This window comes from Streptomyces sp. A2-16 (assembly GCF_018128905.1).
GTDB lineage: Bacteria > Actinomycetota > Actinomycetes > Streptomycetales > Streptomycetaceae > Streptomyces.
Genome location: NZ_CP063808.1, coordinates 6916722 through 6929710 on the forward strand (window position 1 = coordinate 6916722; position 12989 = coordinate 6929710).

Sequence of the window (12989 nt, forward strand, 5' to 3'; positions counted from 1 at the left end):
CGTGCGAACAGCACGACGGCGGCCCCGGGGATCAGTCCCCGGGGCCGCCGTCCTACGCCTCAGCGCCGATCCAGATCCAACGGTTCCAGATCCTCGTCCTCCAGATCCGCCCCGTCGGCCTCGTCATCGGCCTCGTCATCGCCCTCGTCGTCGGCATCATCGTCGAGGTCGTCGTCGAACACCGCGCTGACATCGAACCGGCACACCACCCGCTCGACGTCGACCTGCTCGAACGGCGTCTCCAGCCACTCCCCCGGCTCGGCCGGTTCGTCCGCCGCGGTCACCCACAGCGTCGAGTCGCCCTCCTCGAGGCCGAACTCCTTGTGCCGGGATGCGATCTCGTCGGGCTCGAACTCACCGAACAGCACTTCCAGCGCACCGTGCACCGTGCCGGAGGCCTCCGTGCCCAGACCTTCGTCGGCCGCCTCGACGCGCTGGGCCTGCGCCAGCAGACGCTGCGGCTCCACCACGGCGTAGTCGCGGCGGATCAGCACGCTCAGCGCGTTCGGCTCCTCGGGGCCGGTGTACGGCGGGGTTTCGTCCGCGCCGGGGATCTCGAAGGGGGTGACCTCGTCGTAGCGGTCGTAGAGCAGCTCGTCGTACACCTCGGCGGCCGCGGCCAGTTCGTTGAAGGCCTCGTAGACGGCCGGGTCGTCCTCCCCCGACCTTCGTTCGACCGCCGCCAGGTGGCGGTCGAGCGCGGTCTTGACCGCCTCGGCGGCGGCACGTACCTCGGCAGCGGTGGGCTGCACAGCATCAGACATAGTGCAGACGCTATCCGTACCGGGCCCCGGCCCGCACAATAGATGCGATGCCGGAATACGAATTTGTCGACGTGTACGTACCGCGGGGGGTCTCCCGCAAGGACGCCACACGTCTGCTGACGGACCATGCCGAGTACGGACACTGGGAGTTGGACCGACTGAGCCTCATGCGCGACGGCAGCCGCAGGGTGCGGTTGCGCCGGCGGATCATCCGCCAGGTGCGTGCCACGTGGTGAGACAGGACGAACGGAGCGGGCCCCGCCGAGGCGGGGCCCGCTCCGTTTCACACGGTGTGCCCTAGGCCGAGGCCCGTGCCTTGCGGTAGAGCACCGCGCCCGCCAGGAGCGCTCCGGCGCCCACCGGGAGGACCAGGCCGATGGGCAGGTCGCTGCCGGTCCGGGCGAGCTGCGCGCTGCCCAGGGGCTGGGTGACCGTCTGGGTTCCGGGGTGGTTGCCGCCGCCCGGGGTCACGCCGCCCGCTCCGGGCGGGGTGGCCGGGGAACCGGGGTGGCCGGGCTCCACCGGGTTGCCGGGGGCGCCCGGGTTGCCGGGCTGTTCCGGCGATCCGGGGGGCGTCTGGTGGCCGGGCGGGGTGTGCTGTCCGCCGCCGGAGCCGTTCGCGCAGTCGTTGCCCATGGCGGGGTTGCCGATACCGATGACGTCGACGCTGTTGCCGCAGACGTTCACGGGAACGTCGATCGGCACCTCGACGTGGTTGCCCGAGCCCACGCCGGGTGAGCCGCCGGTGTGACCGCCGGCGTGCGAGCCCCCGGAGCCGCCGGAGCCTCCCTGCCCGCCTTGGCCTCCGTGACCCCCGTGGCCTCCGTGACCGCCGTGTCCGTGCCCTCCGTGACTGCCGCCGTGTCCCGCGGAGCCGCCCGGGCCGCCGTATCCGCCGGGCGCTCCGCCCCCCTTGTTGGCGCAGCTGTTGCCCATCGCGGGGTTGAGGACCCCGACGACGTCCACGGTGTTGCCGCAGGCGTTCACCGGTGCGTGCACCGGCGCCGACACCGTGTTGCCCGACAGCACGCCGGGAGAGTTCGCGCTCGATCCGCTCGCGCCCGAGTCGGCGTGGGCGGCGCCTCCTGCGGCGGCGATCACGCCGGTCGCGGCCGCCACTGTCATCAAGCCCTTGCGGGTGACTTGTCGCATCTACTGAATCCCTGCTCTCGACCTTGTCTCGAAATACCGCCGCATCGCGGTTCTTTTTCTTTTCGAAAAGGCCGGTCGGCCCCGGAGCGCATGGCGTGCACTCCGGGGCCGACGGGCTCAACCCTCTTAACTGAGGGCGAGGCACAACGTCACTGGTTGACGCACGTGTTGCCGAAGGCGGGGTTCAGCAGGCCGATCACGGAGACCGTGTTGCCGCAGACGTTCACGGGGACGTGAACGGGAACCTGCACGACGTTGCCGGACAGCACACCCGGGGAACCCACAGCGGCACCCTGAGCACCCGCATCGGCGACGGCAAGGCCCGCGCCCGCGAGAACCAGGCCACCAGTGGCAGCCGCAGCGGCGACGACCTTCTTGATCATTATTCCTCCTTGTTGGCAATGCGACCCCAAGCAGCGGATCGCATCACCTGTAACGAGGAGGGAGTAATGGGGATACGAGCTTATGAGCGCATTCACCCTTCCCGGCCGATCTCGCACGCCCGGCCGAATAACGGCGTCAACCCATATCCGCGCGACAGCTCGCCTCAGCTCGCGTCGATGAACCGGTCGAGAACGCGCACACCGAATTTCAGCCCGTCCACCGGCACCCGCTCGTCGACGCCGTGGAACATGCCGGCGAAGTCCAGCTCCGGGGGCAGCTTGAGCGGCGCGAAGCCGAAGCCGCGGATGCCGAGCTCGTCGAAGGACTTGGCGTCGGTGCCGCCGGAGAGCATGTAGGGGATCGCCTTGGCGGCCGGGTCCTCGGCGACCAGCGCGGACTGCATGGCGTCCACGAGCGCACCGTCGAAGGTGGTCTCGACGGCCTTGTCGGAGTGCACGTCCTCGCGCCTGACCTTGGGGCCGAGGATCTTGTCGAGGTCGGCGAGGAACTCCTCCTCGTGGCCGGGCAGGAAGCGCCCGTCGACGTGTGCGGTGGCCTCGCCCGGGATGACGTTGACCTTGTAGCCGGCGCCGAGCTGGGTGGGATTGGCGGTGTTGCTGAGGGTCGCGCCGATGAGCTTGGCGATGCCGCCGAGCCGGGCGAGCGTGCCCTCCATGTCCTCCGGGTCCAGCTCGGTGCCGAGGGCGTCGCCGAGCTCGTCGAGGAAGGCGCGGGTGGTCTTGGTGACCCGGACCGGGAACTTGTGCCGGCCGAGCCGGGCGACGGCCTCCGACAGCTCGGTGATGGCGTTGTCCCGGTGGATCATCGAGCCGTGCCCGGCGGTGCCGGCCACGGTCAGCTTCATCCAGTGCATGCCCTTCTCGGCCGTCTGGATCAGATAGAGCCTGCGCTGCTCGTTGACCGTGAAGGAGAAGCCGCCGACCTCGCTGATCGCCTCGGTGACGCCCTCGAAGAGGTCCGGGTGGTTGTCGACGAGGTGCCGGGCGCCGAACGTGCCGCCCGCCTCCTCGTCGGCGAGGAAGGCGAGGACGATGTCCCTGGGCGGCCTGCGCCCGCTGCGCAGCCGGTCGCGGACGACCGCCAGGGTCATCGCGTCCATGTCCTTCATGTCGACGGCGCCGCGGCCCCACACGCACCCGTCGGCGACCTCGCCCGAGAAGGGGTGGTGGGTCCAGTCCTGCGCGTTGGCCGGTACGACGTCGAGGTGGCCGTGGATCAGCAGGGCGGGCCGGGACGGGTCCTCACCCGCGATCCGGGCCACCGTCGAGGCGCGGCCCGGGTGGGACTCGAAGATCTGCGGGTCCAGGCCCACCTCGGCGAGCTTCTCCGCGACCCATTCGGCCGCCTTGCGCTCCCCGGGCCCGGAGTGGTCGCCGTAGTTGCTGGTGTCGAACCGGATGAGCTCGCGGCAGAGGTCCACGACCTCGTCCTCGCCGGTGACGCCCCTGGCCGTGTCCGTGTCGCTCACGCTGTTCCTCCCGCTGTCACTGCTGGTGGTTGCCCTCATCCTCCCTCCGTGGCCCGGTCGCCCCCAAGACCGGGCCCGGCCCGTCACACGCCGTTCACGCGAGCAGGAGGCGGGGGCCGGGGCGGCGACGGGGGGTGATCGGGGCCCTTCGAAAGCCTGGTAATGTTTCCTTCGTCGCCGCGAGGGAGACCCCGCACGACAGACACCTTGTCCGGGTGGCGGAATGGCAGACGCGCTAGCTTGAGGTGCTAGTGCCCTTTATCGGGCGTGGGGGTTCAAGTCCCCCCTCGGACACCAGCCGAATCCCCTCGGCCGCTCATGCGGCCGGGGGGATTCGTCGTGTTCGACCCCTTCTTCGCTGTATGTGGGGCATCTCTCGCTCGCTGTGAAGATCACCAGGTCAGAGGCGTACGGCAGGCCCGCCACGCCCCCCGAACGGCCTTCCCGAGTCGCCGTTTCGATGGCGCGAACCTAGCTTCGTACTAAAATTTCCGGCTTGTTACGAGCTGGAGCCGGACAACCCCAGGCAGACCTGCGGGCCCTCCAGCGCCCCGGAGGTCTCCGGGATCGAGACGCGAGGACCGATGGCAGCCATACACGAGAGCAGCGCTCTCGGCCTGCTCAACGAAGAGCTCAGCGCAGAGATCCGCGAACAGTTCGGTGACACCGCCCGATTCTCCGGGGGCCCCGCCGCCTCCCCCCGCACCCTCGTCGACGTCTTCGACGCCTCCGTGCGGTCCTTCCCCGACGAGCTCGCCCTGGACGACGGGACGACCCGGCTCACCTACCGCGCCCTGGCCGCCGAGGTCGAGCGGCTGCGCCGGCGGCTCGCCGGGGCCGGTGTCGGACTCGGCGACCGGGTGGGCGTCCGGGTGCCGTCCGGCACCAACGACCTCTACGTCGCGATCCTCGCCGTGCTCGCCGCAGGTGCCGCCTACGTCCCCGTCGACGCCGAGGACCCCGACGAGCGGGCCGAGCTGGTGTTCGGGGAGGCGGAGGTCCGGGCCGTGGTCGGCGCCGGGCACGCGCTGACCGTCAACGGCCGCGCCGAGGTCCCCGCCGCCCGCCCCGGTGTCGGGCACGACGCGTGGATCATCTTCACCTCCGGTTCCACCGGCAAGCCCAAGGGTGTCGCCGTCTCGCACCGCAGCGCGGCCGCCTTCGTGGACGCCGAGGCCGCGCTGTTCCTCACCGAGGACCCCATCGGTCCCGGTGACAGGGTCATGGCGGGGCTGTCGGTGGCCTTCGACGCCTCCTGCGAGGAGATGTGGCTGGCGTGGCGCTACGGGGCCTGTCTGGTGCCGGTGCCGCGTTCCCAGGTCCGCAGCGGTGCCGATCTCGGTCCCTGGCTGGTCGAGCAGGAGATCACCGTCGTGTCGACGGTGCCGACGCTCGCCGCCCTGTGGGAGCCCGAGACCCTCAACGACGTACGGCTGCTGATCTTCGGCGGGGAGGCGTGTCCGCCCGAGCTGGCGCAGCGGCTGGTGACCGAAGGTCGCGAGGTGTGGAACACCTACGGGCCCACCGAGGCGACCGTCGTGGCCTGCGCCTCGCTGATGAGCGGCGAGGAGCCGATCCGGATCGGGCTGCCGCTGGACGGCTGGGAGCTGGCCGTCGTGGACGAGGCCGGGGAGCCCGTGCCGATGGGCGCGAGCGGTCAGCTGGTCATCGGCGGGGTCGGGCTCGCCCGGTACCTGGACGTGGAGAAGGACGCGGAGAAGTACGCGCCGCTCACGTCGCTGGGCTGGGAGCGGGCGTACCGCAGCGGTGACCTCGTGAAGGCCGAGCCCGAGGGGCTGGTCTTCCTCGGGCGGGCCGACGAGCAGATCAAGCTCGGCGGCCGGCGGATCGAGCTGGGTGAGGTCGACGCGGCTCTGCAGGCGCTGCCCGGAGTCGCGGGAGCGGCCGCCGCCGTGCGCACCGCCCGCAGCGGCAACCAGCTGCTCGTCGGGTACGTCGTCACGCAGGACGGCTGGGACCAGGCGGCCGCCGTGGAGAAGCTGCGCGCCGAACTGCCCGCCGCACTCGTGCCGTTGCTTGCGCCCGTCGCGGACCTGCCGACCCGGACCTCGGGCAAGGTGGACCGCAACGCGCTGCCCTGGCCCCTGGAGGGGCTCGATTCGGGCGGCCCCAAGGAGCAGCTGTACGGCACCGAGGCCTGGCTCGCCGAGCAGTGGGCCGAGGTCCTCGGGATGCCGGTCGCCGGCGCCCGCGACGACTTCTTCGCCATCGGCGGCTCCAGCCTGGCCGCCGCCCAGCTGACCACCCGGCTGCGCACCCGCTACCCGAGCGCGGCCGTCCTCGACATCTATCAGCAGCCCACGCTGCGGAAGCTGGCCCGGCGCCTGGAGGAGTCCGTCCAGGACGACGGGGCGGCCCGGACCATCGCGCCGGTACCGGTCCGGGCGCAGCTGATCCAGCTCCTGGTCCTGCTCCCCCTGTTCACGCTGATGGGGCTGCGCTGGCTGGTGCCGCTGGCCGCGCTCGGGAACGTCCTGCCGTACTCCTGGCTGCCGTCCGCCTCGTGGTGGCTGGTCGGGGCCGGTGCCCTGCTGCTGTTCAGCCCGCCCGGACGGCTCGCGATCGCCGCGGGCGGGGCGCGGCTGCTGCTGCGCGGTCTCCGGCCCGGCCGCCACCCGCGCGGTGGCAGCGTCCATCTGCGGCTGTGGACGGCCGAGCGGCTCGCCGAGTTCACCGGCGCGACCTCGCTGACCGGCTCCTGGCTGGAGCGGTACGCGCGGGCGCTGGGCGCCAAGGTCGGCCAGGACGTGGACCTGCACTCGCTGCCGCCGGTCACCGGCATGCTCAAGCTGGGCCGAGGTGCGGCCGTGGAGTCCGAGGTGGACCTGTCCGGCTGGTGGCTGGACGGGGACCGGCTGGAGATCGGCCAGGTCAAGGTGGGTGCGCATGCCGTCGTCGGCACGCGCAGCATGCTCTTCCCCGGTGCCCGGGTCGGCAAGCGGGCCGAGGTGGCGCCGGGTTCGGCGGTCACCGGGCAGATCCCGACCGGTCAGCGCTGGGCGGGCGCGCCCGCGGTCAAGCTCGGCAAGGCCAAGCGGAACTGGCCCAAGGAGCGGCCGGCCCGGGGCACGTACTGGCGTGTGATGTACGGCGTGACGGGCTTCGCGCTCAGCGCCCTGCCGGTGCTGGCGGGCGGGGCGGCGCTGCTCATGGCCGGCGTCTTCGTCGACCCGACGGCCCCGACCGTCCAAAGCGTCGCCCTGGCCCTGGTCCCGGCGACGCTCGCCTTCGGGCTGGCGTACGCGCTGCTGCTCCTGGTCTCCGTGCGGCTGCTGAGCCTGGGGCTGCGCGAGGGCACGTATCCGACGCACAGCCGGGTCGGGTGGCAGGCGTGGACCGTCACCCAGCTGATGGACCGCTCGCGCGAGACGCTCTTCCCGCTGTACGCCGGTCTGGTCACGCCCGTGTGGCTGCGGCTGCTCGGGATGCGGATCGGGCGGGGCGCCGAGGTGTCGACCGTGCTGGCGCTGCCGAGCCTGACGACGGTCGGCGAGGGCGCGTTCCTGGCCGACGACACGCTGACCGCGCCGTACGAGCTGGGCGGTGGCTGGGTGCGGATAGGGCGCGCGGAGATCGGGCGGCGGGCGTTCCTCGGGAACTCCGGGATGACCGCGCCGGGGCGGACCGTGCCGGACGGCGGGCTCGTCGGGGTGCTGTCGGCGACGCCGAAGAAGGCGAAGAAGGGCACGTCGTACCTGGGGCTCCCGCCGGTGAAGCTGCCGCGCAGCGCCGCCGACAGTGATCAGAGCCGGACGTACGAGCCCTCGGCGGGGCTGCTGTGGGCGCGCGGTCTGGTGGAGCTGTGCCGGATCGTGCCGGTGTTCTGCTCGGCGGGGCTCGCCGTGCTGACGGTGGCCGCGCTGTGCGTGCTGGGGCCGTGGGCCTGGCTCCTGGCGGGTGTGGTGCTGCTCGCGGCCGGTGCGGCGGCGGGGCTGGTGTCGATGGTCGCGAAGTGGCTGCTGGTGGGTCGGCACCGCAGCGGGGAGCACCCGCTGTGGAGCGGCTTCGTGTGGCGCAACGAGCTCGCGGACACCTTCGTCGAGGTGCTCGCGGTGCCGTGGCTCGCGGGCTCCGTGCCCGGTACGCCGCTGATGACGGCGTGGCTGAGGGGACTCGGCGCCCGGATCGGCAAGGGCGTCTGGGTGGAGAGCTACTGGCTGCCGGAGACCGATCTGGTGACGCTGGAGGACGCGGCGACCGTGAACCGCGGGTGCGTCCTGCAGACCCACCTCTTCCACGACCGGATCTTGCGGACGGATACTGTTGTTCTCCGTGAGGGCGCCACGCTGGGCCCTGGCGGGATCGTGCTGCCCGGCAGCACGATCGGGGCCCGCACCACCCTGGGCCCCGCGTCGCTCGTCATGGCCGCGGAGTCCGTCCCGGACGACACCCGCTGGCTCGGCAACCCGATCGAGGCATGGCGGCCCTGAACGCGGGCCACTCGGAGTCGGTGAGCGGTGTACCGGCGGATCCGAGTGACGACGCGGCGCAGGGAGCGGAAGCGGCAGTGGCAGTTCAGCAGGCGGCGGGTTCGGACCCGTACTTCCCGGACCACGGTGACGCCCGGTACCGGGTGCACCGCTACGAGCTCGCGCTGGACTACCGCCCGGGGCCGAACCGGCTGGCCGGGAGCGCCCGGATCAACGCCATAGCCGGTCGCTCGCCGCTCACCGAGTTCATGCTCAACCTGGCCGACTTCAAGATCGGCCGGGTGCGGGTGGACGGCCGGCCGGCCCATTACACGCACCGGGGCGGGAAGCTGCGGGTGCGGCCCGCGAAGCCGGTGCGGCCCGGGGCCGCGTTCACCGTCGAGGCGCACTGGTCGGGCAACCCCAAGCCGGTGAACAGCCCTTGGGGCGGGCTCGGCTGGGAGGAGCTGGAGGACGGGGCCCTGGTGGCGAGCCAGCCGATCGGCGCGCCGTCCTGGTACCCGTGCAACGACCGGCCCGCGGACAAGGCCTCGTACCAGATCTCGATCACCACGCCCTCCGCGTACGCGGTGGTGGCGGGTGGCCGGCTGCTGACCCGGACGACCAAGGCGTCCACGACGACCTGGGTGTACGAGCAGGCCGCGCCCACCTCCAGTTATCTCGTCGGGCTGTCGATCGGCAAGTACCAGACGGTGCTGCTCGGCGACCCGGGTCCTGGCGGGGTGCCGCAGCACGGGCACATCCCGGCGCATCTGCTGCCGGAGTTCTCACGGGACTTCGCGCGGCAGCCGCGGATGATGGAGCTGTTCCAGGAGCTGTTCGGGCCGTATCCGTTCGACGAGTACGCGGTCGTCGTCACGGAGGAGGAGCTCGATGTGCCCGTGGAGGCGCAGGGGTTGTCGCTGTTCGGCTCCAACCACGTGGACGGCGCCCGGGGTTGGGAGCGGCTGGTGGCGCACGAGCTGGCCCACCAGTGGTTCGGCAACAGCGTGTCCATCGCGGACTGGCGGCACATCTGGCTGAACGAGGGGTTCGCCAAGTACGCCGAGTGGCTGTGGTCGGAGCGCTCGGGGGGCCGTACGGCCCAGCAACTGGCCGCCGCCGCGCACCGGTTGCTGTCCTCGCTCCCGCAGGACCTGCGGCTGGCCGACCCGGGCCGCAAGTCGATGTTCGACGACCGGCTCTACGAGCGCGGTGGGCTCACCGTGCACGCGGTGCGCTGCGCGATGGGCGACGAGGCGTTCTTCCGGATGCTGCGCGGCTGGGCCGGACTGCACCGGGGCGGGGCCGTGACCACCTCGACGCTCACGGCCCATGTCAACCGGTTCGCGGACGAGTCGCTGACCGGGCTGTTCGACGCGTGGGTGCACGGGACGGCACTGCCACCGCTGCCGACGCTGGGTCCGGCGCGGCCGGCGCATCCGCCGACCAACACCGGCACGGTGCAGCCGTGACCCGACGTGCCCCACGGCAGCGGCCCGACTGCCCCTGCGGTCTTCAGGAGACGTACGACAACTGCTGCGGCCGCTTCCACCGGGGCGAGTCGGCGGCCCCCACACCCGAAGCGCTCATGCGGTCGCGCTACAGCGCCTTCGTGAGGCTGGAGCGGGAGTACCTGCTGCGCACCTGGCACCCCCGGACCCGTCCGGGCTCGCTGGACCTCGATGCGGGCATGCGCTGGACCGGGCTGGAGATCCTGGACACGACCGACGGTTCGGCCTTCCACAGCTCCGGGACGGTGACGTTCCGCGCCTCGTTCAAAGGCGGCTCGCTGCACGAGCGCAGCCGGTTCGAGCGGGTCGACGGGGCCTGGGTGTACCTCGACGGGGAGTTCCTCGACTGAACTACGGGGCGAGGATGTCGAGTTCCTGAAGGGCGCCCTCCGCGATCTCGCGGGTCAGTTCCTCCGCCTGGACGGCGTCGCCCGCGCGGATCGCCTCGGCGAGCCTGACATGGAGGGTGACGGCGGCGGGGTCGGGGTCCTCGAACATGACCTCGTGGCGGGTGCGGCCGGTGAGAACCTCGGCCACGACGTCACCGAGGCGGGCGAACATCTCGTTGCCGGAGGCGTTGAGGATCACCCGGTGGAAGGCGATGTCGTGGAAGAGGTAGCCCTCCAGCCGGTGCCCCTTGGAGTTGGCGACCATGCCGAGCGCGCACTCGGTGAGTTCGGCGCACTGTTCGGCAGTCGCGTGCTTCGCGGCCAGGCCCGCCGCCACCGGCTCGATCGCCGAGCGCAGCACGGTCAGTGAGCGCAGCTGCTGCGGACGGTCGGCGCCGGCCAGCCGCCAGCGGATGACCTGGGGGTCGTAGACGTTCCACTCGGCCTTGGGCCGGACCGTCACGCCCACGCGGCGGCGCGACTCGACCAGGTGCATGGACTCCAGGACCCGGACCGCCTCGCGCATCACGGAACGTGAGACGTCGAAACGCTGGGCGAGCTCGTCGGTGCGCAGAACGCTGCCCGGCGGGTACTCGCCCGCAGTGATCGCGGGGCCGAGGGTGTCCAGTACGCGTCCGTGCAGCCCCCGGCCCGATGTGCTCATGCACTCAGAGTACGGGGCGCGTCACGCCAAGAAAAAGTCAGACTTATTCATCACAGGGTCTTGAATTTGTCGTATGTAATCGGCTTCAGTTGCGTCGACATCGGATGTCGAAGGCGACAGCAGACAGTGAGGCAGCGATGAGTACCCCGAAGGTCGTCGTGGTCATGGGCGTCGCGGGCACCGGGAAGACCACCATCGGTCCCCTGCTCGCGGCCCGGCTCGGCGTTCCGTACGCCGAGGCCGACGACTTCCACCCGCCGGCCAACATCGCCAAGATGTCGGCCGGCACCCCGCTCACCGACGACGACCGGTGGCCGTGGCTGGACGCCATCGGTTCCTGGGCGCACGGACGGGCGGGGCTCGGCGGGGTGGTCAGCTGCTCGGCGCTGAAGCGGTCGTACCGCGACCGGCTGCGGGCCGAGGCGCCGGGGGTCGTCTTCGTGCACCTGGCGGGCGACCGCGCGCTGATCGAGGACCGGATGTCGCACCGGCAGGGGCACTTCATGCCCACCGCGCTCCTCGACTCGCAGTTCGCCACGCTCCAGCCGCTCCAGGAGGACGAGGCCGGGGTCGTGGTGGACGTGTCCGGCAGCCCGGAGGAGATCACCGGGCGGGCCGCGAAGGCGCTCGCCGAGCTCCCGTAACCCGGCCTTCTTCACTCCCGCAGCACCTCTCCCCCGCAACACCCCTGTCCCCCGCAACACCCCTCTCTCCGCAACACCCCTGTCCCCCGCATCACCCCATTCCGAAGCACGTCCCCGTTACCTGCAAGGGAACCCCCGTGACCAGACTCAGCGTCGAGATGCTGGCAGCGGACGCACCGGAGCCGATCACCTCGGCCGGTCACGCTCAGCTGGGCATCGCCGTCCTGGCGGGCATCGCCGTCATCGTGCTGCTCATCACCAAGTTCAAGCTCCACGCGTTCCTGTCGCTGACCCTGGGCACGCTCGTGCTCGGCGCGGTCGCCGGAGCGCCGCTCGACAAGGCCATCACCAGCTTCACCACCGGCCTCGGCACCACGGTCGCCGGTGTCGGCGTGCTGATCGCCCTCGGCGCGATCCTCGGCAAGATGCTCGCCGACTCGGGCGGGGCCGACCAGATCGTCGACACGATCCTGGAGAAGGCGGGCGGCCGTTCGATGCCGTGGGCGATGGTCCTCATCGCCTCCGTGATCGGTCTGCCGCTGTTCTTCGAGGTCGGCGTGGTGCTGCTGATCCCGGTCGTGCTGATGGTCGCCAAGCGCGGCAACTACTCCCTGATGCGCATCGGCATCCCGGCCCTCGCGGGTCTGTCCGTGATGCACGGTCTGGTGCCGCCGCACCCCGGCCCGCTGGTCGCGATCGACGCGGTCGACGCCAACCTCGGTGTCACTCTGGCGCTCGGCGTCCTGGTCGCCATACCGACGGTGATCATCGCCGGCCCGCTGTTCTCGCGGTACGCGGCCCGCTGGGTGGACGTGCCGGCGCCCGACCGGATGATCCCGCAGCGCGCCTCGGAGGAACTGGAGAAGCGCCCGAACTTCGGCCCCACGCTGGCGACGATCCTCCTCCCGGTCGTCCTGATGCTGTCCAAGGCACTGGTCGACATCGTGATCGACGACCCCGAGAACCTCACCCAGCGCGTCTTCGACGTCATCGGCTCCCCGATGATCGCCCTGCTGGCCTCGGTCCTCGTGGGCATCTTCACGCTGCTGCGCCCGGCAGGCTTCGGCAAGGACCGCCTCTCCCCGCTCGTCGAGAAGGGCCTCGCGCCCATCGCCGGCATCCTGCTGATCGTGGGCGCGGGCGGCGGCTTCAAGCAGACCCTGATCGACTCCGGTGTGGGTCAGATGGTCCTGGACATCTCCAAGGACTGGTCGATCCCGGCCCTTCTGCTGGCCTGGCTGATCGCGGTGGCGATCCGGCTCGCGACCGGTTCGGCCACGGTGGCCACGATCTCCGCGGCCGGTCTGGTCGCCCCGCTCGCGGAAGGCATGTCGACCGGGGAGACGGCCCTGCTCGTCCTCGCCATCGGCGCCGGCTCGCTCTTCTTCAGCCATGTCAACGACGCCGGCTTCTGGCTGGTCAAGGAGTACTTCGGCCTGGACGTCGGCCAGACCATCAAGACCTGGTCGATCATGGAGACGATCATCTCGGTGGTCGGGGGCGGCCTGGTGCTGCTGCTCTCGCTGGTCATTTAGCGGTACGACGGTCGCGGCGCCCCC

Annotated in this window: 11 protein-coding genes and 1 tRNA gene; 7 read left to right on the top strand and 5 right to left on the bottom strand. The window is 71.5% G+C overall.

The window, feature by feature from the left end; translation table 11 throughout:
* Window positions 1-59: 59 nt before the first annotated feature.
* Window positions 60-764 carry a hypothetical protein gene (locus IOD14_RS31055; RefSeq protein WP_123988119.1) on the bottom strand — a complete coding sequence of 235 codons (705 nt, stop codon included), beginning with the start codon at window positions 762-764 and terminating at the stop codon, window positions 60-62.
* 47 nt (window positions 765-811) lie between these two features.
* Between IOD14_RS31055 and IOD14_RS31060 the strand changes: the two genes are divergently transcribed.
* On the top strand, window positions 812-1000 hold the full coding sequence (locus IOD14_RS31060; protein WP_007380901.1) for a DUF5703 family protein: 189 nt from the start codon (window positions 812-814) through the stop codon (window positions 998-1000).
* A 61-nt stretch (window positions 1001-1061) separates the two neighbouring features.
* Here IOD14_RS31060 and IOD14_RS31065 read toward each other — a convergent pair whose 3' ends face one another.
* From IOD14_RS31065 to IOD14_RS31075, 3 genes are all read right to left on the bottom strand, one after another.
* Window positions 1062-1916, bottom strand: coding sequence for a chaplin (locus IOD14_RS31065; RefSeq protein ID WP_212672108.1), 855 nt, complete (start codon window positions 1914-1916; stop codon window positions 1062-1064).
* A 149-nt stretch (window positions 1917-2065) separates the two neighbouring features.
* On the bottom strand, window positions 2066-2299 hold the full coding sequence (chpH, locus tag IOD14_RS31070; RefSeq protein ID WP_123988121.1) for a chaplin ChpH: 234 nt from the start codon (window positions 2297-2299) through the stop codon (window positions 2066-2068).
* 164 nt (window positions 2300-2463) lie between these two features.
* Window positions 2464-3789, bottom strand: coding sequence for a M20/M25/M40 family metallo-hydrolase (locus tag IOD14_RS31075; RefSeq protein ID WP_123988122.1), 1326 nt, complete (start codon window positions 3787-3789; stop codon window positions 2464-2466).
* A 209-nt stretch (window positions 3790-3998) separates the two neighbouring features.
* Here IOD14_RS31075 and IOD14_RS31080 point away from each other — a divergent pair.
* The 4 genes from IOD14_RS31080 (at window position 3999) to IOD14_RS31095 (ending at window position 10083) form a co-directional block, all read left to right on the top strand.
* Window positions 3999-4086, top strand: a tRNA-Leu gene (locus tag IOD14_RS31080).
* A 287-nt stretch (window positions 4087-4373) separates the two neighbouring features.
* The gene (locus IOD14_RS31085) at window positions 4374-8240 is read left to right on the top strand and encodes a Pls/PosA family non-ribosomal peptide synthetase (RefSeq protein ID WP_212672109.1); all 3867 of its coding nucleotides are present in this window, start codon (window positions 4374-4376) and stop codon (window positions 8238-8240) included.
* A 77-nt stretch (window positions 8241-8317) separates the two neighbouring features.
* Entirely contained in the window at window positions 8318-9694 is a 1377-nt protein-coding gene (locus tag IOD14_RS31090; RefSeq protein WP_212672110.1) for a M1 family metallopeptidase, read from the top strand.
* On the top strand, window positions 9691-10083 hold the full coding sequence (locus IOD14_RS31095) for a YchJ family metal-binding protein (RefSeq protein WP_212672111.1): 393 nt from the start codon (window positions 9691-9693) through the stop codon (window positions 10081-10083). The genes IOD14_RS31090 and IOD14_RS31095 overlap by 4 nt, the downstream gene beginning before the upstream one ends.
* A gap of 1 nt (window position 10084) precedes the next feature.
* On the opposite strand, the gene IOD14_RS31100 is transcribed toward IOD14_RS31095, so the two are convergent.
* Entirely contained in the window at window positions 10085-10786 is a 702-nt protein-coding gene (locus IOD14_RS31100) for a FadR/GntR family transcriptional regulator (RefSeq protein WP_123988126.1), read from the bottom strand.
* A 137-nt stretch (window positions 10787-10923) separates the two neighbouring features.
* Here IOD14_RS31100 and IOD14_RS31105 point away from each other — a divergent pair, with 137 nt between their 5' ends.
* Window positions 10924-11430: a gluconokinase gene (locus IOD14_RS31105; RefSeq protein WP_123988127.1), complete on the top strand. Its 507-nt coding sequence runs from the start codon at window positions 10924-10926 to the stop codon at window positions 11428-11430.
* 137 nt (window positions 11431-11567) lie between these two features.
* Window positions 11568-12965 (top strand): gluconate:H+ symporter, encoded by a 1398-nt coding sequence (locus tag IOD14_RS31110; protein WP_123988128.1) that lies wholly within the window; start codon window positions 11568-11570, stop codon window positions 12963-12965.
* Window positions 12966-12989: the final 24 nt, after the last annotated feature.